Raw genomic sequence first — 23,388 nt, forward strand, 5'->3', positions numbered from 1 at the left:
ATAAACTATCGTACAGACAACGAAGCCCGCAAAAGAGTGTGGACCCCCGTATGGCGGAGAAAAGGAAAGGGCGAGAGCCCTCAAGAAAATCAAACAGCCTTAGGTGGTTTTCCTTCGCCAGAGGCGGACGCATCCCTGCCTTTGTGCTCCTCATGGCAGCCTTGTTTCTGCAAATTTCTGACCCGCAGTTTCTCTCCAGTTTCAGGGATCGTATCTTCGATGTTTATCAGCAATCCCAACCGCGCGAAGCGCAATATCCACGCCCGGTTGTGGTAATTGATATTGATGAGAAAAGCCTTCTGAACCTAGGGCAATGGCCCTGGCCCCGATCATATCTCGCAAAACTTGTTGAAAATGCTACAAAAGCCGGTGCCGCCGTCATCGGTTTCGATATGTTATTTGCCGAATCGGATCGCCTGTCCCCGACTGAAATGTCACAAAATATTCCTGACCTTTCCCCTATACTACAGCGCCAACTCAGCACCCTGACCTCTTTCGATAACATTTTTGCACGAGCGATCAAGGATAGCCGTGTTGTCCTTGGCATTTCGGTGAGCCCTGCAAGTGTTGGTGCCAATAATTTGGGGCTTGGACGTATCCCCTCTTTCGCGCTTCTCGGCCATGATCCGAAACCATTTTTGAGAAATTACCCTGCTCTCATCGGGAACATTGATACACTCGATATCGCCGCATCCGGACGAGGCATGATCAGCCTTGATCAGGATTTTGATGGAATCGTCCGCAGGATTCCGCTCGCCAATCGGATCGGAGGACAGATTATACCTTCCCTTGCCTTGGACATGCTCCGTGTCGCGACTGGGAGAAATGTCATTATCCAGACAAATGAAAACGGAGTCGTCGGCTTCAAGGTGGCGGGAACTTTGGTACCAACAGATACAAAGGGACGGATCTGGTTAAAATACGCACCATATGACCCTTCTCTTTATGTTTCTGCCCTCGACGTCATTAACGGTGATATTGGTGAAGAGGTCCTGGGCGGAAAGCTTGTTCTGGTGGGCACTTCGGCGACCGGCCTGAAAGATCTACGGGCGTCCCCCTCACATCGAACCTACCCGGTGTGGAGATGCATTTGCAGCTTCTAGAGAACATTTGGACACAAACCTATATGTTTCGACCGGAGTTCATCGCCATTTTTGAATGGGCAGGCACATTGTTGACCGGTCTTGCGCTAATCATTCTGGTGCCTCTTGCCGGAGCCCGAACGACTCTTGGGCTATTGGTATTTATCTCGGTCACTGCAACCAGTTCATCGATCTATTTCTTCATCTCCAACTCTATTCTGGTAGATGTAAGCTATACCCTGTTCATATCCATCCTTGTCTACATCACAATGGTTTATGCAAATTATCGTGGCACAGAACAAGAGAGAACGCGCATTCGAACGGCCTTTGCCCATTATCTCTCGCCTGAACTCGTCAAGCGACTTTCGGCGTCACCCGATAGCCTGGTTCTCGGCGGCGAAGAGCGGGAAATGACGTTCATGTTCTGTGACGTTCGTGAATTCACCGTCATTTCCGAAGGATATAAACATAACCCACAAGGACTGACCCATCTGATCAACCGCTTTCTAACGCCGATGACGGGCGAAATTCTTGATCACAATGGGACAATCGATAAATATATGGGCGATTCCATTATGGCTTTCTGGAATGCGCCCCTTGAGAATCCACACCATCCAAAGGATTCCGCGGATGCAGCGTTGAGAATGATTGTCCGTCTTGCCGCCTTGAATGCGGAACTGGAAAAAGAAGCCGAGTTGGATAGCCGCGAGTTCAAAGCGCTTCGGGTCGGGATTGGCCTAAACACCGGAGTGTGTATCGTTGGCAATCTGGGATCTGAGCAGCGGTTTGATTATTCCGTTCTTGGCGACCCAGTCAATCTGGCCTCCCGTCTTGAAGGCCAAACAAAGGAGTATGGTTTCAGCATTATCCTCGGTGAGAGTACCGCGTCCTCTATCCCGAATTATGCTATGATTGAATTAGACCTTATTGCTGTGAAAGGCAAACAGGAGGCCGTCAAGATATTCGGACTACTCGGCGATGAGGATCATGCAAAAAGCCCCCAATTTATTGAGGCAAAAGAGGCCATTGAGACATTTCTCGGGCTGTACTTTTCTAAAGACTGGGGCGCAGCCTTGGACAAGCTATCGATCATCGAAAACCTGAATCCTCGCCTTGAAAAATTTGTTACCCTCTATCGGGATCGCATTTCCAGTTTTAAAGAAACGCCCCCGCCATTGGATTGGGATGGCGTCTATCGAGCTCTTTCAAAATGACTGGTCGGATTTTGGACCGAATAATAACTCTCAGCGCCAGAAGGGTGAATAAACCAATTTTTCTGAGTACACCAAAAAACGGTTTTCCTATTCCGCCTCGTAATGACACAAGAGTTTCGACATAGAGAATTTTTGAGAAAAACTCATCATGCAACAGATCGAACTTATTTTAATTTGCCTGAGTATTGGCTTGGTACTTGGATGGTCTGGGCGTCTTCCGGATAATGCTTCGAAAGCACTTGGTGGCTGGGTAATCAATGTCGCACTGCCAGCTGCGGCACTCAAAAGTTTGCATGATGTTTCGATTAGCTCAGACTGGTGGCTTGCTGCGGCGTCGCCTTGGATCGGCGTCGCAATCTCAATTGTTATCTTTCTCCCGGTTGCCTGGTTTTTTGGCTGGTCACGGCAACGGATTGGGGCTCTTTTATTGGTCGCCGGTTGGGGAAACACATCGTTTGTCGGACTGCCGATGATATCCGCCCTGGCTGGAGTGCAATGGCTTGGCTTAGGGCTGGTGATTGATCTGTTCGGATCCTACCTCGCCCTGTCCATAGTAGGTATTTCAATTGCGACGATATGCAGCTCAGGTACCTTCGACATTAAATTGGTGATGCGCCGCATTGTAACCTTTCCACCTTTTATTGCAGTTGTATTAGCCATCGCCACCAACCATCTGGATCGTCCAATCTGGATTAACGATGTCGTTGATTCTCTAGCCGCAACACTCACACCATTGGCGTTGGCAGCAGTTGGCTTTTCCTTGAGGTTTGATCGATTTTCCGGAAGACTAATTGCCTTAAGCTTCGGACTTGGGTTTCGTTTGCTCGTCGCTCCTGCGGCAATCTTATTAATGTATTTGCTGATTGGGCGACTAGGTGATCCAGTCTCCAAAATCGCCATTCTGGAAATGGGCATGCCTCCGATGCTAGGCGCCAGCATTATCGCAATGGAGTACGATCTCGAGCCGGACCTCGTAGTTCTGATGATCGGCCTCGGCGTGCCTTTGTCCATGCTGACGGCTTCAATCTGGTGGTCGGCTATCACCACACTTTAATGACAGAGGAGCATCTTCCCGAACCGTCTTGCCTTACAAATGACAGAGAAACGAGCTGAGATCATACAATCCAGCCCATTGTTGCCCGTCAGGCAAATGAGACGTTCGCTGCTGCGGAAAGGTCCTCTAGGGCCTGCGCTTCGCTGACAACCTTTATCGTCTTCATCCCCATCGCCGCAGCTGGCTTTAGATTAATACCAAGGTCATCAAGATAGACAACTTCCTCCGGAATAACTTCCATCTGTTCGCAAGCATACTCATAGATACGTGGGTCTGGTTTGCGCAGACCGATCTTACTTGATTCTATCACCTGCCGGAACATTGTCATAACATTCGCGACCTCCGCTTGCGCAGCGGCGTCCCGGGTCATACCATGACCCTTGCCCGCGGCGACGTTATTCGTCAGACAAGTACAATTATATTTTTCGCCACATATTTTGAGGGCATTGACCATATTCGGCCGGACATCACCCGCGAGAAGTTTAATAATTTCCGTGCCCGGAATGGCATGCCCCAAAGCACCACTTTCCGATTCAAACAGTTTATCGAATTCTTCCATCGTCACGTCACTGCGCTCAAATTTTGCCCAGGCGTTACTGTCGGGATTCGTCGAGTTTATGCGCCGAATAAAATCCTTGGGCAGCCCCCGTTCCTTTTCAAAACGCGCAAAGGCCTCAAACGGGCTCGTTGTCAAAACACCGCCGAAATCCCACAGGATGGCTTTTATCATTAGAAATTTTCCCTATTGGCAAGACGATTACAGATAATTCAACCGCCGAATTTTATTCTTACTTTTGTTAAATAGTGACAGGCGTATTTTATCCTGTCAAACATCGAGGTAGATTGAATTCATCATATTACCCACTAATTCATGACATAAGTGAAGTCGAGACTAAATTATTGCGGGAGCGTCCTTTATGAGAGCCTCAATGTTAAGCGCCATCATTCTTTTCGTTGGAATTGCCAGCGCGAGTGCGTTTGAAAATCAAGATATCAAAAAACTGACAGAAACAGGGAGCTGCGGTGGATGCGACCTGCGAGGGGCAAAGCTACAATATAAGGATTTCAGCGAATCTTATCTTAAGGGCGCGAATTTACGCGATTCCGTATTGAAACAGATAAATCTCAGCCGGGCTAATCTAACGGAAACGGACATGCGCCGGTCCGATCTTGAGAAGGCAACACTTGTCTCTGCCGATCTTGAGTATGCTATCCTGCAGGATGCGGATATGGAAAAGGCCAAAATGACCAATGCAAACCTCCGGCGCACAGACTTACGAAGTGCAGACTTTGACAGCGCGGACGTGGAAGGTGGAAAGTTTCAGGAAGCTGATATCCGAAAGGCCTACTTTAAACGCGCCAATCTAACGAATGCCAATTTTAGCAATGCCAAGGTAACAGAGGTAAATTTCAAGCGGGCAAACTTGTCCGGTGCTATTATGACCAGGGCGGAACTGAACGACGCAAATTTCACTCGCGCAGATTTAACGGATGCCCGCCTTGAAGAGACAGACCTGAGACACGCAAATTTTTACCGCGCGCATTTAACAAATACTGTTTTATCAGGCGCTCGGCTCTCAAATACGTCCTTCTGGGGCGCCGATCTTTCCGGCGCGAATCTGGAAGATGTGACAGGATTGGAACAGGAACAGCTGGACAACGCATGTGGTGATAACAAAACCATCCTGCCCAACAAGCTCAAGATCAAGGAATGCACACCGTAGTTCTGCGCTAACGCTAAGTCAGCTTTATCAGTAACTCCGGCAGTTCACCAAGATGTTCTATGCTATGGAAACGGGAGTTTCCCTCCGGCGGCTCCGCATGCTCATGCACCCAGGTTAAATCATGGGGAATGTGAACCCCAACGCCACCAGCCTCAATCACCGGAATTACATCGCTTTTAAGTGAATTCCCCACCATCATGCTTTCATGCGGTGATCGCCCGGCTGTACTGAAAATTCGTTGATAAGTATCCTGATTTTTCTCACTAACGATTTGAACATCGTCGAAGAGATCTCCAAGTCCTGACTGGGCCAGCTTACGCTCCTGATCGAACAGGTCACCTTTGGTAATCAGTACCAACTGATACCGCCCCTGCAACTCCAAGAGGGTTTCCCGAACATTTGGCAGCGTTTCAACCGGATGGCGCAGCATTTCCCGTCCAGTGCGCAAGATATCATGCAGCACTGAGGCCGGCACCTTGTCCTCTGTTACTTCTATCGCCGTCTCTATCATCGATAGAGTAAATCCCTTGATACCATATCCATAGAATTCGAGGTTTCGGCGCTCCGCCTCCAGCAGGCGTTCTGTTATATGGTCGCTTTCGGCGAAGTCGCTAAGCATCGCGGCAAACTTTTCCTCCGTCATGCGGAAAAAATATTCGTTTTGCCAAAGGGTGTCATCGGCATCGAAACCAATAACTGTCAGGGAGTTAGAAACCATTTCGCGGATCAATCTTTAAACTGCGTGCTGGATATCCGTAATTATTCCGCTGCCCGGTCTGGAATTATCTTACCAGGGTTCATAATGTTATCCGGGTCAAGCGCATGTTTTAGCGCAGCCATAACATCGACGGCCTCCCCATGCTCCATATACATATATTTCTTCTTGCCGAGGCCGACGCCATGCTCCCCCGTGCAGGTGCCATCCATGGATAATGCCCGCTCGATCAGACGGCTGTTGAGCCGTTCCGCTTCCTCCAGTTCTTCAGGGTTTTCCTTCTTGATGACGAAGGAAAGATGGAAATTGCCATCCCCCACATGTCCAACCAAAGGCGCCACAAGGAAACTGTCGGCGAGATCCTTCTTGGTCTCCAGAATACAATCGGCAAGGCGTGAAATGGGAACGCAAACATCCGTTGCCCAAATCTGCGCGCCATTGCGAAGCGCCATCGCCGCATAGGCAGCATCATGACGGGCTTGCCAGAGCTTGCTTCGTTCTTCCGCCTGTGTCGTCCATTTGAATCCTTGCGCACCGAACTCAGAGCAGATTGTGCTCACCTGCTCTGCCTGCTCCTTAACGGAGGCATCACTCCCATGGAACTCAAGGAATAACGTTGGCTGCACCGTGAGATCAAGATTTGAATAGCGGTTCACCGCATCCACCTGCACTTCGTCCAGCAATTCAATCCGCGCGACTGGAATACCGCTCTGGATTGTCAGGATCACGCTCTGAATGGCCCCTTCGATATCCGGGAACGAGACTGTCGCCGCTGATATTGCTTCAGGAATTCCATAAAGCTTGAGCGTAATTTCAGTAATGACGCCAAGCGTCCCCTCCGACCCGATATAGAGTTTAGTGAGATCGTAGCCCGCGGCACTCTTCTTGGCCCGGTGACCAGTCGAGATGACGCGCCCATCGGGGAGCACCACCTTAAGACTAAGAATATTTTCCCGCATCGTGCCATAACGAACCGCATTTGTTCCCGACGCCCGGGTCGACGCCATGCCGCCAATAGAAGCATCCGCACCCGGATCAATCGGAAAAAACAAGCCGGTATCGCGCAGATATTCGTTGAGTTGCTTGCGCCGAACTCCCGGCTGTACCGTGCAATCCAGATCTTCAGGACTCACCCGTAAAATCTCGTTCATTTCGTTTAGGTCAATCGAAACACCCCCTGAAACAGCATTTACATGCCCTTCCAACGAGGTGCCTGCCGCGAAAGGTATTACAGGGACCTTATGTGCAGCACAGATAGACACAATCTGGGAGACTTCTTCTGTGCTTCTGGCAAAACAGACAACGTCCGGTGCCTTTGGAAAATGCCAGCTTTCGTCCTTGCCATGCTGTTCACGAACAGCAGCGGCAGTTGAGCAGCGCGGCCCGAGAATTTCCATTAGTTTGGAAATCACCTGATCCATCTCCGGATGTCTGCTCGTCATGATAGCTCCCTCTTTGCTCTGCCGACTGGGGTGGTCAGCCACTTTCTTTGACAGTATCATATAACCTGCCGTCCATTTAAAGGAAGAAGAATTAAGGACTGATAATGAACGAAACCTCCATGCCTCTGATCCACGAGCAAACTGTCCGCCCAGAATGGATCGATCACAATAAACACATGAACGTGGCATATTACGTGTTGATATTCGACCATGCTCTGGATGACTTTCTCGATGAGATTGAGCTTACCCGGGAGTATCGTCAATCAGCTAACTGCACCGTCTATGTGCTGGAAACGCACGTCACTTATATCCAGGAGGTACATGAGGGTGATGCTTTGAACATGTATGTACGGGTCTTGGATTGTGACGAAAAGCGAATGCATCTTTTTCTGGAAATGCGCCACCGCGACAAAGGCTTCCTCGCCGCAACTTCCGAGCAGATGATCATGCATCTAAGTACAAAGGATGGGCCAAAAGCAGCGCCCATGCCGGAGAATTTGCAGACAAACCTGCAAAAACATAAAGACCAGTTTGCGGGCGATCCTTTGCCGAAGCAAGCCGGCGCTGTGATTGGTATTCGGCGAAAATCATAAAAAAACACCGCCCAATGTGGCGGTGTTTCATAAAGAACTCTGATTGTCTGTGCGGTAGGTCAGGCAGCTTGACTATCGGCAGCTGAACTATTACCCAGCTTAGCGATCAAGTAGTCGACATTCTCGCCATCGAACTCATCTTGGAAATGAGTTAAAACGCGTTCGATAACCTGATTGCGGTAGCGCTCCCGATCTCCTGGTGTACCGTCGAAATCCAGTTCATTGGCAACATCCAGCCCAACTCTCATGATTTGCTGCAAACCGCCGGGGATATTGGATTTCTCGCAAAGCTGTTTTAGCCCGTTGCCGCCTGCATCAGTCACAAGAATATGCACATTTGAAACCGCGATATTCGAATATTTCGCCATGGCTGTTTCAAAGAAATCAACGTCCCCAACACAAAGAGCCCGCAAGATAATTGTCGGGGTCAGGCGATTGTTCTCATGAAGCTGATCAATCAGATCAACAAGGTCAGAATGGCTAGCGCCATCCTTGATAAAGCCGATCATAGTCTTTTCACGGCTTTCTAAAATGAGGTCGGTTGCCATGCCGGGGGACATTTCGTGATGTGTCACCAAATGCTCACGGAGCTTATCCGACACCATCGTCACTAAGCGCTCAGTAACCGTAATCGGTAATTTGCTCCGATGCGCCATTGGCGCCTGTATCTTCTCGCTCTCGCCAAACTGGTCGAGCACCTTTTCATAGGTGGCATCGGAGATTTCTGCACCACCATTCTGCATAAGCGTTGCCACAACATCTTCAGATCCACTATCCGCCAGCTTTTCGGAAACCGCTTCGGATACGACTTCACGGCTCGCTACCGCCATCTGATGCAAATCGGATTTTGAACTTATGATGTCAAATAGATCTTCATCGGTGAGTGCACTAGAGAAGCTGAGCATAGGCGTTGCTACATCGGCGATATCGCTCGCCAATGTCTTCGCAATATCGTGCGGCAGATCAGGAACCGACTTTAAGGTTTCCGCCAGTGTCTTGCGCACTAGAACTTCTGCATCACTCACAAGAATGCGGAATATTTCCTCGGCTTCGCGACGTTCTGTCTCGCTGAAGCCCGTGTCTGTCATACTACCCGCGATCTTTTCAACTGTTTCCGCGCGCGCGGCGGCAGATCGATCGTTAAGCAGTCGTTCGACATCCGCAGGGCTTAAAGAACCGTTATTAGACACATTGGCTCCAGTGTTTTAAGTTATTAGGAAGCATCACTCTGGCCAAATTATATTAATATTTCCTTAATCCATTCGCCCTTCAATGACTTCTTTAACGGCACGGATCTGATCTTCAACAGCTATATTCAGGTAACTGGTAATTTCTAGATCCCGATCCTCAAACACATCCAGATCAGGGTTTTTTGATTGCCATTCGTTGATTTTCAAATCACGGGCGATTATCAGCTGCTCAATCTGCGGACGAAACAGCCCCAACATAGCGGTTAGCCAACGGTTTGCCGGCCAGGACGGCGAGCAATGATCAATAATAAATCCATCGAGCATGTCGATGACATCTGCCTTATCGTACCAGTTCTCCCCGGTCACCCAGCGGTTTGTAGTAAATAACGCAACAGGAAAACCTGCACTATCCATTGATATGGCAATCAAATGGCAGATAATTTCATCTTCTTCAGTTGGCCATTCGGCATCCCCATCGTAGGACACCGGCGACACACCTTCACTCATTCCTTTTTTGCGTAGGAATGTATGAAAATGTCCATGTTCTTCCTCACGATGTGCATGATAGTAATACTGTGCATGGGTCTCGCTGTCATAGACATCCCCTTCCGGGTAGTGGTCCCACTCATAGAATGTCCCTTGCCCTTTCAGAATTTCGCCAACGATATTCGTATCGCCCTTTTTAAGGACGCGGTAGCATTCCAGAATTTCGTCCGCTGCCGCATTCATCCGGGCAAGCCGTTCCGGCGGCAATGCCCTCAATGCGGTGCGTAATTCTTTTGACGTATTTATCATTCCACTTGCTATATTATTTTCAAGATTACTCATCTTGTTCATTCTATGCCCTCTTCCTCCATTACCAAGCGGAATCCGATAAGTCCATTTCAATACCGCCGGAGCGCTTGTTACGCCGCCAATATAGACGATGGACAACACGGCGAAACACTCTTTCACGAGAAGGTGATGGATTGTGTTGAGCCATTACTTCAAGCGCGACACTATGCCTCTATCCCACCCAATCCAACTATGTTATTCCATCATCGAAATATCGATGCCTACAAGTAAATGGTGAAAGGAAAAACCATGAAAATGACTAAATTGGCAACCTTAGGAGTTTCTCTGGCTATCTCTCTTGCCGCGACCTCGGCATTCGCAGACGGCGACGCAGGGAAAGGCGAGAAAGTCTTTAAAAAATGCAAGGCATGTCACACAATTGAACAAGGTGGCAAAAACAAGATTGGCCCGAACCTGTTTGGCATTGTCGGAAAAAAATCCGGTTCCGCTGAAGGATACAAATATTCAAAGGCCATGGAAAATGCAGATCTGACTTGGGATGAAGCAACTTTGAATGAATATCTGAAGAAGCCAAAAGCTCTCGTCAAAGGCACGAAGATGAGCTTCGCAGGCCTCAAAAAAGAAAGTGATCGGGATAATCTTATCGCTTACTTAAAAACTTTTCAGTAGAGCTACATTCCAGATCAATCTTCAATTCTGAATATATCCGAGATGTTCAGCGCAACAATATTTAGTTGCTGAGCTGACAGCCTGCTATCGTGGAGTATTCGACTCTAAGGTAGCAGTTTTTTTTAAATACAACATAATCTCGCCCCTATTCACGACAATAAAGCGATACATAAATCGTTTGTTGGCGCCTTGCTGGCGTCAGGGTGGCGAGCATGGCGTGATATCGCCAACCATTTTAAAAAGTTAAGACCTTCTTTACACAGTAAGTTTATACGTTATCTACAATGCAACAGCTATTGCCGCGTAGAAATCTGTAAATAATTATTTCGATAGAGAATTAGTCCATTGAATACAAGAGGTTTGGTATCGCAACAACCTTCGGGCCGTGATCCCGCCGAGGTCAATCGATCTGCGGAGCCATATGGACCTGCGCTTAAACTGAACTATAGCAAATTGCGGCTGCTGATCCTTGAACCACACGACCATATCCTTAACTTCTGCTACGACGTCAGCATTCCTGTCGCTGCCCAGGAAAGAAATTACAGCCAGTCCATTGCGAAAGACATTGCTGCTGGCGTTTACAACTGCATTATCATTGACGGCGCAGAGGGCGATTGTAAATACACGGAAATTCTAACAGAGGTCTCCAGCAAGCCGCCGTTCCTGCCAGTGATCGTTATCGATGGAACGCTCAATTTCCTGCGCGCGGGCGCTTCAGAGAATATCGCCAGTAAAGATCTCTCAGCGGAGAGATTGGAAACGGCCCTCTTCAATTCAGATCGTCTGTGTAAATTGAATAACCGAACGGCAATCCTTGAATTGGAGCTTTCCGCCTTTATTGAGGAAGATCCATTGACGGCTCTGCCTGGGCGCAGCAAGTTCCGCGTGCGCATGGCAAAAGCAATAGAGAAAGCGCATAACGCGAAAAAATCAGTCTCCCTGATCATTCTCGATTTAAACAGCTTCAAAGAATTGAACGAAAGCCGTGGCCATGATTTTGGTGACGAGGTTCTAAAAACGGTTGCCAAACGACTTTTTAAATTCGCCCCCAATAATTCAATCGTTGGACGACTTGGCGATGACGAATTTGCCCTTCTCGCTGTTGATCAGGATTTCAGTACGAAGACAGACAATATTGCTGCGCGACTGATGAGTGAAATCCGTAAACCGTACATTATTGATGGTCAGAAAACGGACGTGAGTGCAACCATCGGTCTGGCCCAACTCGATGATCATGACACAGCGGATGGACTGCTACATAAATCCATATCAGCACTTTATGCCGCGAAGCGCGATAAGACGCCGTATACAGTCTACACCCATGAGGACGACCTTGAGCGCCGTCAGCAATTGCGACTAGCGCAGGATTTGCCGGAAGCTGTCGCAGACAACCAGCTCCTGCTGAATTACCAACCGATTGTCAGGATCAGCGATCAAGAAGTAATCGGTGTCGAAGCGTTGGTCAGGTGGATGCACCCCAAACAAGGCCTTATCTTTCCGGACAGCTTCATTCCGCTGGCCGAAGGTTCAGGTTCAATAGAGGCCTTGACAGAATGGGTTCTTGATGAAGCGATCCATCAGGGTGGCCGATGGATCGCTGAAGGGAAAAAGCTCTCGGTTTCAGTCAATATCTCAGCTCTGATTCTGCATAATCCCACCTTCCCGGATATGGTAGCAAAGCAGTTGGAGAAGACTGGCTTCCCTGCAGAACTTCTAAAACTGGAAATCACGGAAAGCGCCATCATTTCGGATGTCTATCGGGCAACAGAAATCGTAACCCGCCTGCATGAAATGGGTGTTTGCCTTTCAATTGACGATTTTGGAACGGGATATACCTCACTTGCTTACTTACGTCGCCTCCCGGTTGACGAAATCAAGATCGACAAGAGCTTCGTCATGAACATGATGCATGTCGCCGATGACGAAGTGATTGTCCGCACTTTGCTGGACCTCGCAAAAAGTCTCGGGCTTTCAGTGGTTGCGGAAGGTGTGGAAGATGCGCAGATATGGAAAATCCTAGAGGCCCTCGATTGCGATGTTGCGCAAGGCTATTTCATGAGCCGACCGATCGATCTGGATACATTTAATGCCTGGTTCACGACACAGCCCTGGAAAGACGAACTGAATTAGCCTTCCCGGTTAAACTCCGTTTGACGCCGCTGCAGATATCCCTGAGAATAACCAAAAACAAGGGAGTTACGCATGTCGGAATTCGGTCCTGACGTCACCATTAATAGCGCCGCCTACCTTCACCCCAGCACCTTGATTTATGGCAAGGTCCGCATTGAAAAAGGCGCATCGCTCTGGCCCTACACAGTCATTCGCGCCGAATCCAAGGAAGTCGTGATCGGAGAATATACCAATATTCAGGATTTCGTTATGATTCATGTTGGTGAGTCAACGGGCACTATTGTCGGCTCACACTGTTCCATCACACATCATTGTACATTGCATGGCTGCACAATCGGCGACAACTGTCTGATCGGCATCAACACGACCATCATGGATGGCTGTGTTGTCGGGAATAACTGTATCATTGCGGGGCATAGTTTTCTGAAAGAAGGAACAGTCATACCGGATAATTCCATCGTCATGGGAACGCCGGGCAAGGTCGTTCGGACACAAAATAATTATGCCCGTTGCCGGTTAAACGCCTTCATGTATTATCGCAACGCACTTGCCTTCACACGCGATGAACATCGCGAGTGGGCGTCAGACGAATGCCGGAAGGAAATGCAGAATGAAATGGAAAAACTTCAGAATGAACAAGCTGCCCTTGAACAGCAAAACTGAATTTAAATTGGGCTATTAATTTATTGAGAGGCGATATGACGGAAATGCAAAATCCCTATCTCATGTTCCTTGGGGATGTGGGCGATCAACTGGCTGCAAAGACAGCAAAAGGTATTGTCGACTGGCGTCCCGAATGGTGCGTTGGCCAGTTGAAGCTGGACGGATGCGTCGCCGATCTTGGCATCGCGGACATGACCATCGCCGAGGGAATAGAAAACGGCGCAAAAACCATGGTGGTTGGCATCGTGAACTCCGGCGGTTTTCTGCCGGATCACTGGATTTCTGTGATCGTCGAAGCACTTGATTCCGGCATGGATATCGCAAGTGGCCTGCATATTCGCTTGGGAGACGTTCCTGAAATTCGGGCCGCCGCAGAGCGAAACGGCCGTGCCTTGTTTGATGTCCGTCATCCGTCGCGTAGCCTGCCAACTGGAAAAGGAACGCCGCGCCGAGGGAAACGACTTCTCGCCGTCGGAACAGATTGTTCTGTTGGAAAGATGTACACCGCCCTCGCGATCGAAAAAGAAATGCGGTCTAGAGGCATGAATGCAGATTTCCGTGCGACGGGGCAGACGGGTATTTTCATTGCCGGCTCTGGCATCTCCATTGATGCTGTAGTTGCTGATTTCATTTCTGGTGCAGTCGAAGAACTATCACCAGAAAATGACGCCGATCACTGGGATATTATCGAAGGGCAAGGCTCTCTCTTTCATCCATCCTTTGCTGGTGTCAGCCTCGGGCTTCTACATGGAGCTCAGGCCGATGCCCTTATTCTCTGCCATGAACCGACACGCACTCATATGCGCGGACTGCCGCATCAGCCTTTGCCGGACCTTAAAACTTGCATGGAGTTGAACCTTACCACCGCACGGCTGACAAACAAAAATGCAGAATTTGTCGGCGTTGCAGTCAACACGTCAGGTCTTAAAGAATCGGAGCGGATGGACTATCTGGCAAAGATCGAAAAAGAACTGGGGCTGCCGACAGTGGATCCTTTCAAGGACGGGACAGCGTCAATAGTCGATAATCTGTCATGACAAAGCGGCAGCTTGTAGCGCGATCGGAAAGCTGGCCGATTGCGGGTAGTTTCAGGATCAGCCGGGGGGCAAAAACCTCGGCCGACGTTATTGTCGCGGAAATTACCGATAATGGCGTTACAGGGCGCGGAGAATGCGTTCCCTACGCCCGCTATGACGAGAGTATCCGATCTGTCCTTGGCCAAATTTCATCTGTTCGCGATTATATCGCCGATGGATTGACCAGGGACGGTCTGTTGACTGTCATGCCGTCCGGGGCCGCCCGTAATGCGATTGATTGCGCTCTCTGGGACCTGGAAGCGAAACAAAGCGGCAGAAGCATTGCCGAAATTGCCGGCATTCCCGCGCCGGGACCGACCGTTACAGCCTATACCCTGTCACTCGATAGCCCGGAGAATATGGCGGCGGCGGCGAAGAAGCATAGCAGTCGTCCGCTCTTCAAGCTCAAACTGGCCGGTGAAGGTGATCTGGAAAGAGTGGCTGCGGTGCGTAATGCAGCGCCGCGCACACGACTGATTGTTGATGCGAACGAGGCCTGGACCGTAGATATGATGCGGGAATTCTGCCCCAAAATGGCCGACCTTGGGGTCGAGTTGATCGAACAACCCTTGCCCGCCGGCGAAGATTCGGTACTTGGTGACATGGAGAGACCCGTTCCGATCTGCGCCGATGAAAGCGCTCATGACACGGCCACTCTCGATGATGTCGTCGAACTCTATGACTATATCAATATCAAGATCGATAAAACCGGCGGACTGACAGAGGCGCTGCTACTGGCAGAAGCCGCAAGGGAATTCGGTCTTGGTGTCATGGTCGGATGTATGTTGGGGACTAGCTTGGCTATGGCCCCTGCGATGTATCTTTCGTCCTACGCACGTTTCGTTGATCTGGATGGTCCGCTGCTGCTTGAAAAAGATCGCGAGCACGGCATTCAGTTCGACGGGAATGTCATGCATCCACCATCACGGGAATTGTGGGGGTAGTACCCCCACTCCCTCGACGGTTCAGCGGCCTTTGAATTCTGGCTTGCGTTTTTCGACGAAAGCAACAGCAGCCCCTCGATGATCCTCTGTCTCGAAAGACCGGATCATCTGGTTTGCTTCCCAGTCCAGCACTTCACTTAAAGTCCCTTCGGACGCTGTGTTGATATTCTTCTTCATATAGCCAACAGCAACGGTCGGAAGGCTGGCAAGCTTTTTTGCCATGGCGGCGGCGGCGGCGGGAAGCTCATCCGCCGGAACTGATTTATTGACCATACCGATGGCTTCGGCCTCCTTGCCGAGGACCACATCCGCAGTGAAATATAGCTCTTTTGCCTTGGCCTCTCCAAGAAGCTTGGTCAGGAAATAAGAACCGCCAAAATCACCGGAAAGACCGACTTTTGAAAAAGCCGTGGTGATCTTGGCATCATCCGACGCGATCCGCATGTCACATGCCATAGCGAGTGAGAACCCTGCTCCCGCAGCCGGACCGGGAATCACAGCAAGCGTCGGTTTCGGCATCTCGTGAAGGAGGCGACTTACCTCCATCCGTTCGCGCAAATCCTGGATCCGCTCATCGAGATTGACCTTCGCACCTGCATTCGCGGCAAATCCCTTCACATCACCACCTGCGCAGAATGCACCGCCAGCCCCCGTCAGCACAACAGCACGAACTGAATTATCCTTCGCAAGACGAGCAAGACTCTCGCTCAATCCATCCATCATTTCTCGCGTGAAAGCATTGCGCGCCTCCGGCCGATTCATAGTCAGGGTCGCAATCCCATCTTCAATTTTTTCAAGAAGTACATCAGACATTTTTTGTTTTCCTTATTTTAAGTTCATCTGAAAAAAGTTCTTACTGGCGTGGCAGCTGCTGCTCGACAAGCCGCGCCCATATGCTGGCACCAATCGATAGCACCTCGTCATTAAAATCAAACTCCGGATGATGCACCGCCTGAAAATGCGTTTCATCATTGGTGCCGAGAAAGAAGTAACAACCGGGGCACGCCTCCAGCATGAAAGCAAAATCCTCACTACCCATGCGGATTGGCGTTTCCATATTCACATTTTCATGCCCTACAACCTCGGTCGCGGCGCGCGCAACAATCTGCGTTTCTTTCTCGTGATTCACAACACTTGGATAGCGCCGCTGATAATCGAGGTCTATCTCCACACCATGCGTCGCCGCCACTCCCGCGCAAATTTCCTGCACACGGGCTTCTATTTGATCACGTATCTGAGCCGTCATCGCCCGGATAGACACAGCAAGTTTCGCTTCCTGCGGAATTATATTGATGCCGGTGCCCGCCTGAAATTGGGTGACGCTGACCACGGCGTTTTCGACCGGACCGACATTGCGTGCCACAATCGTCTGAAGGGCTGTGTAAAGCTGCACTCCGGCCGCGATCGGGTCATTGGTCAGATGCGGATAGGCCGCATGCCCGCCTTTGCCTGTAATCTTCATCTCCGCAGTATCGGCCGACGCCATTATCGGACCCGTCCGCACATTGAATGTGCCACGCGGCATACCGGGCTGATTATGAAGGCCATACACACCATCACAAGGGAATCGCTCAAAAAGACCGTCTTTGACCATGGCGTCACCACCCCCACCCCCTCTTCCGCAGGCTGGAAGATAAAATGCACGGTGCCGTCGAAGTTTCGTGTCTCGGACAGATACTTAGCAGTTCCCAGCAAAATTGCCGTATGGCCATCATGGCCGCAGGCGTGCATCTTCCCGTCTATGGTGGATTTGTGGTCGAAATCATTCTCTTCCTGCATCGGGAGCGCATCCATGTCGGCCCGAATGCCGATAGTGCGGGGACTTGTCCCTTGCCCTTTCAGGACACCAACAACACCGGTCACTCCGATGCCTTCATGAACTTCGATGCCCCAACTCCGCAGCTTTTCTGCGACAATCGCCGCTGTCCGGCGTTCTTCGAAGCAAAGCTCGGGATGCTGGTGAAGATCCCGCCGCCACGCCTGCATCTCGCTATGAGTCTCCGCAATCCGGTTATTGACAGGCATCTTGCTCCCCAATTTTGTTCGTGTTTTGATTGCTATCCATGGTGCCATCCTTTCAGTGGAATGGCAATATCCTGCACAAAAGGCACATTAAATTGAAATAGAACATTAGCACGTCACAATCTTCTTTTATTTCTTCATTTGTAGACTATATGAGAGAGCTTGTGTGCATGTGCGAAAGGATAGCTTGCTAATCCCCGGATCGGCGCTATACTGCGCGCGCTTTTTACTAAAAGACTGAAGTATTTATCATGGAAATTCGGAACGTAGCGATTATCGCCCATGTTGATCATGGGAAGACGACCCTTGTGGATGGCCTCTTGAAACAAAGCGGGACGTTTCGGGACAACCAGAATGTGGCCGAACGTGCCATGGACAGTAACGACCTTGAACGGGAACGCGGCATTACAATTCTTGCCAAATGTACCTCGGTCGAATGGGAAGGCTATCGCCTGAATATTGTGGATACGCCGGGTCATGCCGATTTCGGTGGTGAGGTTGAACGCATTCTCAGCATGGTCGACGGTGTTGTCGTCCTTGTAGATGCTGCCGAAGGCCCGATGCCACAAACAAAATTTGTGACCCAGAAAGCGCTCGGCCTAGGTCTGAAGCCAATTATCGTGATCAACAAAGCCGATCGTCCCGACGCTCGTTCAAATGAGGTGTTGGACGAATGTTTTGACCTGCTTGTCGCCCTCGACGCGAACGAAGATCAACTCGACTTTCCTGTACTGTATGCCTCCGCGAAGGAAGGCTGGGCGGTAACGGATTTATCCGAACCCAAGGAGAATCTTCATCCGCTGTTCGACTTGATTGTCAAGCATGTGAATGCACCGAAAGTTGACGAGAACGCGCCCTTCCGGATGCTTGTTACGACGATTGAAGCTAATCCCTATCTCGGACGCCTGTTGACAGGCCGGGTGGAAAGCGGTGTCCTCAAGACAAATGATCCGATCAAGGGCTTGAGCCGCAAAGGCGGTAAGATTGAGGATGCGCGTGCAACAAAGATCATGGCGTTTCGCGGCCTTGAGCGTGAAACCATCGCGGAGGCGCGCGCTGGTGACATTGTATCGGTTGCCGGTCTGGTGAAAACCACAGTTGCCGACACGCTTGGCACGCCAGAAGAATCTACTCCCATCGATGCGCAGCCAATCGATCCGCCTACTATCTCTATGACATTCGCGATTAACTCATCGCCCCTTGCCGGTCGTGATGGCGACAAGGTGCAAAGCCGGGTAATCCGGGCACGCCTTATGAAAGAGATCGAGGGCAATGTCTCTATTCGTGTTGAAGACAGCGCGGAAGCGGATTCCTATATCGTCTCAGGGCGAGGCGAATTGCAACTCGGTGTTTTAATCGAGACCATGCGCCGCGAAGGGTTCGAACTGTCGATCAGTCGACCCAGAGTTCTCTTCCGCGAAGGCGAAAATGGCGAAACGCTGGAACCGCTCGAAGAAGTTGTGGTCGACGTCGATGACGAGTTCTCGGGCGTCGTCGTTGAAAAAGTTGCCCTTCGCAAGGGCACCATGACCGATATGCGCCCCTCAGGTGGCGGCAAGACACGAATCACATTCCTGTGCCCCACCCGTGGCTTGATCGGCTATCATGGCGAGTTCCTGACCGATACGCGGGGAACCGGTATCATGAACCGGCTTTTCCATTCCTATGTACCGCATAAGGGTGAAATTCCCGGTCGACGCAATGGTGTACTGATCTCCAACTCGACCGGCAAGTCCGTTGCCTTTGCGCTTTGGAACCTTGAGGCACGCGGTTTCTTCTTTGTCGGAAGCGGCATCGACGTTTATGAGGGCATGATCCTTGGCGAACATAACCGCCCCAACGATCTGGAAGTCAATGCGCTTAAAGCCAAGCAGCTAACCAACATCCGGGCGTCGGGAACAGATGAAGCAGTTCGCCTGACGACCCCGCGCAAGTTGAGCATGGAACAAGCGATTGCTTATATTGACGATGATGAGCTGGTGGAGGTGACACCTAACCACATCCGCCTGCGCAAACGTCATCTCGATCCGCATGAGCGCAAAAAAGCTTCCCGCGAGAAGGTCGCCAGCTAACTTTCCGCCGTTAATTTCCGGCATCCCTGCAACGCCCTAAAATAAGGGTGGCGATAATTCACGTCTTGTGAAAACATATACCCATCTTAATAAGAACAAAAAACTAAACGAGGGTATGATGGCGTTGATCGATGTAGTTGCCGAAGTTGCTGGGAAAGTCTGGAAAGTCGAAGCCGAAGTCGGGCAGAAGCTCGATGAAGAGGATGACATTGTCATTCTTGAAAGCATGAAAATGGAAATCCCTGTTGGCGCGCCTGCCGATGGCACTCTCAAGGAAATTCTGGTCGGCGAAGGTGACGCCGTTGCAGAAGATCAGGTTATTGCCAGAATTGAAGCCTAAGCTGACCTTCACGGTAATCCCAAATTCCAGCTACCAGAGCCAAGTCTCCGGATTGGGGACTGGCTCGTTGCGCGCATGCAGTTTGAGGCCCTTAACGCAACGTATAATAAACCAGATATAAGCCGCCAGAATTATCAAGAAACCGATGCCAACGAACATCAGCAAAGACCCGATAACACAGTAAAGGAAAAGTATCCAGAAACTGCGTATCTGAAAGCGAAAATGCGTTTCAACCCAAGGTGCGCCATCGCCCCGGTTAATATAGGCCATAACAACACCGACCACATGCGCGATCGGAAAGATAAGGCCCGCCAGATAGATAAAGTAGATGATCTGAGCCATCTTCACTGCGCCCTGCATCCGGGCCTCATTCTCAGTCTGGCCTGTGATATCATTCATCCAGATGCCTTCTCCAACCTATTCCAGACCTTCCAGCGCTTCCTGCAGCAGGAGATAAACTTTCCCGACGTCCGCCGTAATGAAAGCGTCTGACAGCAACTCGGAATGATCAACGGTTCCGGCTTCTGTCATGATCTCACGGAACTCAGAAACATATTGATCGGTGAAACGGCGAAAGTCACCGTTGTCGCGATACCGTGCGCGGATTTTGTCTGCGTCACGTGATTTCAAAAGCTTCCGGGTAAAAATACCCTTTTCACCCTTCCGATAGCGCTTCCAAAGCTCCTCAGACAAGCTGCTGTCCATGATCCGATTTAAATCGATGGTCAAGGAGTTCAGGTTTTCCATGATAAACGTTGTGGATTTCATGAACTGTTCGTTGCGGATCTTGTGCTTCTTCTCCGCCAGACGATCAGCTTCCTTTTTTGCTCTGGCTGCGGCAGTGGTCAGGCTCATAGTCTGCTGTTCAATTTTCTGACCGGATAGCAACGCATCTTCCGCGGCCTTTTCCGCCGCCGACTTAAAGGCTGCGCTTTCTTCTTTAAGAAACCCAGTGGAGTGACTAAGCGTATCTTCCACCTGTTTCACGGACAGAGTGAGTCTCTTATGCTGGCTTTCAAACTGTTCGCCCAGTGCCCGCGCACTTTCGTTGGCTTTGTTAGTAAAACGGATGATGTCCTCGGCATGGCCATGGAATAATTGCGCCGCGCCGGTTCCAGCTTTCTTCACCTGCGAACCTGCTTCAGAAATTTTTGCCGTCACGCGATCAAGATCATCATGGATATGCTTTCGCGTATCATCAATTTCCATCTTATGCTTGGCCAGTGCCTGATCGGCATATTGAATGCCCTTAATCATCAACTCGCTGGCCTTTGCTAGCTCGATCGAACGCTGATGGAACCGCTCACTCGCCTCGGACGCCTGATCCACAGACTGATCCAGCATATAGGATCGTTCCGATAGTGTTTTCTCGACTGTCTCCACCTGTTCAGTTAGCTGACGAGCAATATCTGCAAGGGCCAATGTTTCCTGCTGGAGAATTTCTTCCATCGCCTCCGCATGATCTTTCGCACGAACAGAAATATCCGCGAGGTCTTCCATATGCACCTTGGCGGAGCCACTTGCTTCACTGATATTTGCGAGAGATGAACGCGTAACTTCGGCAAGCCGACTTCCCTGACTTTCCGCTTTACCAGCGGCCATGTTCAACTGCTCGATATGATCGGAGGCCTGATCGCCCATCGCCCGCAATTCGGCAGAAGCGCGCTCTGCCGTCTTGGCGAGTTCCGCTGTTTGGGAATGTGCTGCCTCACCGGACTGGCGTGCTTGCAAGGTTGCACGTTCCGCCGTCGCCATAAAGTCCTGATGATGCCGAATGGTTTCCTCAATTGCGGCGGCAAGCTTGCTTTTCGAGTGATCTGCAGACGCGCCAAGTTCTTTTTGTTGCTTGCTTAAAGCCTCGCTCGCCGACGCTAGGGTACGAGAGGCCTTGTCAGCGCTCACTTCAATTTCGGAGCCTTCTCGGCGCAATTCTTCTCCGGCCTCGCGCATCTTTCCTGTAACCGCATCGGATGTCAGCTTCAAGTCTTCCGCCTGACGCTGCAGGTTGGTTCCAACCTCGGCAATCCGGCTGTTTGTGTCGGTGCTGGCTTCTGCCAAAAGCACAACATCTTTCCCAAGCCGGTCGCTGATCTCACGCGACATTTCCAAAATCTGTTGAGAAGCAGACTCAAATACCGCGATTTGATTGCGAAGCTGCTCCTGAATGAGTGTCGTGCGCGCACCGGTGGTCTCAGAAGCTTCGTTCAGGCTGGCCGCATGACTAGCAAGCTTTTCACCAAGCTGATCCGCATTCCGCAAGGATTTCTCACTCGCTGCATCCAGAAGCTCTTGCCCTTGACGAAGGCTTTGATCAATCGCGCCAAGGCTCTGTCCTGTCGATCTCAGGACGTCATCTAGTGCCGCAGTTTCATCCTTCAGCTTCATGCTACTCAGCAGCATTTTCTCCGTCATCTCGCTGGTTCTAACAGCAAGATCCTGCGTATTTTCACGCAGCAGTTCAGCGGAATCTTTTGCACCCGCCTCCGCTTCCTTCGCAACCTGCAACAGGCCACCTTCCCTGCTCTCCAACTGTTCAAGCGCCTTATCCACTTCGGCAACGCTGTTCGCAAGCGTATTTCGAAGCGCATTGAGGCGTGTAACGCCTTCATCACTTGCAATGCTCAAATCCGTGGTGCTTTGCAGCAGGATATCAGCGGTCTTGGAAAGCTCTGTCGACGAATTACGTGAAATCTCAGCTATTTCCTGGCCGCGTTCGCCAAGATGGGACGTGCCCTCATCAATTTGCTGGCGTAACTGATTGGCGGCATCTTCCAGGCTTTTGATTTGATTGCCGAGCGCATCCTTCGCTTCGACTGTCTTGTCGAGGGTTTGTGTCGCAGTAGCAAATATCTTTTCACTCGTATCGCCCAGAATTTGCGTAATGTCCTGAGATTTTTCATCTGCGACACGAATAGCATTTTCAAGCGCCGATATCTGCGCGGTTAGTGCGCCCTGAACGGATTTACTGCGTTCTTCGGTTTCAGTGGCTGCGCTTTGCAGGTTGCTCGTTTGCAGCGTTATGGCATCATTAAGACGCAGGCCCTGTTCATTGATCTTATCGATCAATGCGTTAAGCTGCTGCTCCCTGTTTTCAAGCTCACCCTTTATTCGATCAGATGTCTTAAGCAGTCCATCCGTCGCAGAATTGGCCGCGTTCCCCTGCTTTTCAAGATGACCGGAAGCATCCTCAATACGGAGGGCCGCCCTTTCTGTGCCGTCCTGAACGGCTTTTGACTGACGTTCGAGGGCCGCCGTTAGCCGCGCTACGCGGTTCTCCGCCTCGGTGCTTGGGTATCCAAGGTTAGACATCAGTTGGTCGAGGGCGTTGCCCTTCAAGCGGGCTTCCAGACCACGATAAAAGTAACCGAGTAGCAACCACAAAAAGGCAAGCGGCGCAAAAGATCCAAGCAAGAGGATACCCAGATCGAAAGGGGCGATCTGGAGAACATCCGGCCAGCCGATTCTTGTATAGACAAAGGCTCCAACGGCGACGAGCCAGCCTATGGTTAACAGAACCCCAATGCCGAACAACCAGGCAGCTCCGGATAACCCTTTATTTTCCGGTGCTTTTTGTGGCACAGCGACTTTTTCCGCGGCGGGCATATTCTCGCCGCTGCGAACTTTTACTTTCTGATGTTTTTGCAACATCACCCCTCTCCTACT

20 protein-coding genes and 1 pseudogene are annotated in these 23,388 nt (G+C 50.4%); 12 read left to right on the forward strand and 9 right to left on the reverse strand.

Going from position 1 to position 23,388, the window contains the following annotated elements; translation table 11 throughout:
- Positions 1–50 precede the first annotated feature (50 nt).
- The 3 genes from AC0L73_RS07650 to AC0L73_RS07660 all read left to right on the forward strand — a co-directional run bounded on the left by AC0L73_RS07650 (position 51) and on the right by AC0L73_RS07660 (position 3,350).
- Positions 51–1,103, forward strand: a complete 1,053-nt coding sequence (locus AC0L73_RS07650; protein WP_473655244.1) for a CHASE2 domain-containing protein — start codon at positions 51–53, stop codon at positions 1,101–1,103.
- Entirely contained in the window at positions 1,091–2,296 is a 1,206-nt protein-coding gene (locus tag AC0L73_RS07655) for an adenylate/guanylate cyclase domain-containing protein (RefSeq protein WP_473655245.1), read from the forward strand. The genes AC0L73_RS07650 and AC0L73_RS07655 overlap by 13 nt, the downstream gene beginning before the upstream one ends.
- 148 nt (positions 2,297–2,444) lie before the next feature.
- Entirely contained in the window at positions 2,445–3,350 is a 906-nt protein-coding gene (locus AC0L73_RS07660; protein WP_473655246.1) for an AEC family transporter, read from the forward strand.
- An 88-nt stretch (positions 3,351–3,438) separates the two neighbouring features.
- On the opposite strand, the gene AC0L73_RS07665 is transcribed toward AC0L73_RS07660, so the two are convergent.
- Positions 3,439–4,080: an HAD-IA family hydrolase gene (locus AC0L73_RS07665; RefSeq protein ID WP_473655247.1), complete on the reverse strand. Its 642-nt coding sequence runs from the start codon at positions 4,078–4,080 to the stop codon at positions 3,439–3,441.
- Between the two features lie 187 nt (positions 4,081–4,267).
- Here AC0L73_RS07665 and AC0L73_RS07670 point away from each other — a divergent pair, with 187 nt between their 5' ends.
- Positions 4,268–5,074 (forward strand): pentapeptide repeat-containing protein, encoded by an 807-nt coding sequence (locus tag AC0L73_RS07670; protein WP_473655248.1) that lies wholly within the window; start codon positions 4,268–4,270, stop codon positions 5,072–5,074.
- A 13-nt stretch (positions 5,075–5,087) separates the two neighbouring features.
- Here AC0L73_RS07670 and AC0L73_RS07675 read toward each other — a convergent pair whose 3' ends face one another.
- Together AC0L73_RS07675 and AC0L73_RS07680 are read right to left on the reverse strand one after the other, a co-directional pair.
- Positions 5,088–5,792, reverse strand: coding sequence for an HAD family hydrolase (locus AC0L73_RS07675; RefSeq protein WP_227952727.1), 705 nt, complete (start codon positions 5,790–5,792; stop codon positions 5,088–5,090).
- Positions 5,793–5,833: 41 nt separating this feature from the next.
- On the reverse strand, positions 5,834–7,231 hold the full coding sequence (locus tag AC0L73_RS07680; RefSeq protein ID WP_227952725.1) for an FAD-binding oxidoreductase: 1,398 nt from the start codon (positions 7,229–7,231) through the stop codon (positions 5,834–5,836).
- 104 nt (positions 7,232–7,335) lie between these two features.
- Between AC0L73_RS07680 and AC0L73_RS07685 the strand changes: the two genes are divergently transcribed.
- A complete protein-coding gene (locus tag AC0L73_RS07685; protein WP_227952722.1) occupies positions 7,336–7,824 on the forward strand; it encodes a thioesterase family protein in 489 nt (162 codons plus the stop codon).
- A 59-nt stretch (positions 7,825–7,883) separates the two neighbouring features.
- Here AC0L73_RS07685 and spbR read toward each other — a convergent pair whose 3' ends face one another.
- Positions 7,884–9,014, reverse strand: a complete 1,131-nt coding sequence (gene spbR / locus AC0L73_RS07690; protein WP_227952720.1) for a SpbR family protein — start codon at positions 9,012–9,014, stop codon at positions 7,884–7,886.
- A 63-nt stretch (positions 9,015–9,077) separates the two neighbouring features.
- Positions 9,078–9,851 (reverse strand): DUF6969 family protein, encoded by a 774-nt coding sequence (locus AC0L73_RS07695; RefSeq protein WP_473655249.1) that lies wholly within the window; start codon positions 9,849–9,851, stop codon positions 9,078–9,080.
- A gap of 252 nt (positions 9,852–10,103) precedes the next feature.
- Here AC0L73_RS07695 and AC0L73_RS07700 point away from each other — a divergent pair, with 252 nt between their 5' ends.
- From AC0L73_RS07700 to dgcA, 5 genes are all read left to right on the forward strand, one after another.
- Positions 10,104–10,478: a c-type cytochrome gene (locus tag AC0L73_RS07700; RefSeq protein ID WP_473655250.1), complete on the forward strand. Its 375-nt coding sequence runs from the start codon at positions 10,104–10,106 to the stop codon at positions 10,476–10,478.
- A gap of 345 nt (positions 10,479–10,823) precedes the next feature.
- A complete protein-coding gene (locus tag AC0L73_RS07705; protein ID WP_227952715.1) occupies positions 10,824–12,608 on the forward strand; it encodes a putative bifunctional diguanylate cyclase/phosphodiesterase in 1,785 nt (594 codons plus the stop codon).
- A 72-nt stretch (positions 12,609–12,680) separates the two neighbouring features.
- Positions 12,681–13,271, forward strand: coding sequence for a gamma carbonic anhydrase family protein (locus AC0L73_RS07710; protein ID WP_227952713.1), 591 nt, complete (start codon positions 12,681–12,683; stop codon positions 13,269–13,271).
- 35 nt (positions 13,272–13,306) lie between these two features.
- Positions 13,307–14,308, forward strand: coding sequence for an N-acetyltransferase DgcN (dgcN, locus tag AC0L73_RS07715; protein WP_473655251.1), 1,002 nt, complete (start codon positions 13,307–13,309; stop codon positions 14,306–14,308).
- Positions 14,305–15,291, forward strand: a complete 987-nt coding sequence (gene dgcA / locus AC0L73_RS07720; protein WP_473655252.1) for an N-acetyl-D-Glu racemase DgcA — start codon at positions 14,305–14,307, stop codon at positions 15,289–15,291. The genes dgcN and dgcA overlap by 4 nt, the downstream gene beginning before the upstream one ends.
- 21 nt (positions 15,292–15,312) lie before the next feature.
- Here dgcA and AC0L73_RS07725 read toward each other — a convergent pair whose 3' ends face one another.
- Together AC0L73_RS07725 and AC0L73_RS07730 are read right to left on the reverse strand one after the other, a co-directional pair.
- A complete protein-coding gene (locus tag AC0L73_RS07725) occupies positions 15,313–16,104 on the reverse strand; it encodes an enoyl-CoA hydratase (protein WP_473655253.1) in 792 nt (263 codons plus the stop codon).
- Between the two features lie 40 nt (positions 16,105–16,144).
- Positions 16,145–17,316: pseudogene (locus tag AC0L73_RS07730) on the reverse strand (M20 aminoacylase family protein).
- A gap of 248 nt (positions 17,317–17,564) precedes the next feature.
- Between AC0L73_RS07730 and typA the strand changes: the two are divergent.
- Together typA and AC0L73_RS07740 are read left to right on the forward strand one after the other, a co-directional pair.
- The gene (gene typA / locus AC0L73_RS07735; protein ID WP_473655254.1) at positions 17,565–19,385 is read left to right on the forward strand and encodes a translational GTPase TypA; all 1,821 of its coding nucleotides are present in this window, start codon (positions 17,565–17,567) and stop codon (positions 19,383–19,385) included.
- Between the two features lie 115 nt (positions 19,386–19,500).
- Positions 19,501–19,725 carry an acyl-CoA carboxylase biotin carboxyl carrier protein subunit gene (locus AC0L73_RS07740; protein ID WP_227952696.1) on the forward strand — a complete coding sequence of 75 codons (225 nt, stop codon included), beginning with the start codon at positions 19,501–19,503 and terminating at the stop codon, positions 19,723–19,725.
- 30 nt (positions 19,726–19,755) lie between these two features.
- On the opposite strand, the gene AC0L73_RS07745 is transcribed toward AC0L73_RS07740, so the two are convergent.
- Together AC0L73_RS07745 and AC0L73_RS07750 are read right to left on the reverse strand one after the other, a co-directional pair.
- Complete coding sequence (locus tag AC0L73_RS07745; RefSeq protein ID WP_227952694.1) at positions 19,756–20,124, reverse strand: DUF4870 family protein; 369 nt, start codon at positions 20,122–20,124, stop codon at positions 19,756–19,758.
- Positions 20,125–20,142: 18 nt separating this feature from the next.
- Positions 20,143–23,373 (reverse strand): coiled-coil domain-containing protein, encoded by a 3,231-nt coding sequence (locus AC0L73_RS07750; protein ID WP_473655255.1) that lies wholly within the window; start codon positions 23,371–23,373, stop codon positions 20,143–20,145.
- Positions 23,374–23,388: the final 15 nt, after the last annotated feature.

It is taken from the genome of Sneathiella sp. D3-11, from assembly GCF_055809395.1.

Bases quoted from the DNA above. Each gene is read 5' to 3' on its own strand.
- typA (WP_473655254.1), top strand. From the start codon at position 17,565: ATGGAAATTCGGAACGTAGCGATTATCGCCCATGTTGATCATGGGAAG.
- AC0L73_RS07700 (WP_473655250.1), top strand. From the start codon at position 10,104: ATGACTAAATTGGCAACCTTAGGAGTTTCTCTGGCTATCTCTCTTGCC.
- AC0L73_RS07680 (WP_227952725.1), bottom strand. From the start codon at position 7,231: ATGACGAGCAGACATCCGGAGATGGATCAGGTGATTTCCAAACTAATG.
- AC0L73_RS07710 (WP_227952713.1), top strand. From the start codon at position 12,681: ATGTCGGAATTCGGTCCTGACGTCACCATTAATAGCGCCGCCTACCTT.
- AC0L73_RS07740 (WP_227952696.1), top strand. From the start codon at position 19,501: ATGATGGCGTTGATCGATGTAGTTGCCGAAGTTGCTGGGAAAGTCTGG.
- AC0L73_RS07695 (WP_473655249.1), bottom strand. From the start codon at position 9,851: ATGAACAAGATGAGTAATCTTGAAAATAATATAGCAAGTGGAATGATA.
- AC0L73_RS07665 (WP_473655247.1), bottom strand. From the start codon at position 4,080: ATGATAAAAGCCATCCTGTGGGATTTCGGCGGTGTTTTGACAACGAGC.
- AC0L73_RS07660 (WP_473655246.1), top strand. From the start codon at position 2,445: ATGCAACAGATCGAACTTATTTTAATTTGCCTGAGTATTGGCTTGGTA.
- dgcN (WP_473655251.1), top strand. From the start codon at position 13,307: ATGACGGAAATGCAAAATCCCTATCTCATGTTCCTTGGGGATGTGGGC.
- AC0L73_RS07650 (WP_473655244.1), top strand. From the start codon at position 51: ATGGCGGAGAAAAGGAAAGGGCGAGAGCCCTCAAGAAAATCAAACAGC.
- AC0L73_RS07745 (WP_227952694.1), bottom strand. From the start codon at position 20,124: ATGAATGATATCACAGGCCAGACTGAGAATGAGGCCCGGATGCAGGGC.
- AC0L73_RS07670 (WP_473655248.1), top strand. From the start codon at position 4,268: ATGAGAGCCTCAATGTTAAGCGCCATCATTCTTTTCGTTGGAATTGCC.
- dgcA (WP_473655252.1), top strand. From the start codon at position 14,305: ATGACAAAGCGGCAGCTTGTAGCGCGATCGGAAAGCTGGCCGATTGCG.
- AC0L73_RS07685 (WP_227952722.1), top strand. From the start codon at position 7,336: ATGAACGAAACCTCCATGCCTCTGATCCACGAGCAAACTGTCCGCCCA.
- AC0L73_RS07725 (WP_473655253.1), bottom strand. From the start codon at position 16,104: ATGTCTGATGTACTTCTTGAAAAAATTGAAGATGGGATTGCGACCCTG.
- AC0L73_RS07750 (WP_473655255.1), bottom strand. From the start codon at position 23,373: ATGTTGCAAAAACATCAGAAAGTAAAAGTTCGCAGCGGCGAGAATATG.
- AC0L73_RS07675 (WP_227952727.1), bottom strand. From the start codon at position 5,792: ATGGTTTCTAACTCCCTGACAGTTATTGGTTTCGATGCCGATGACACC.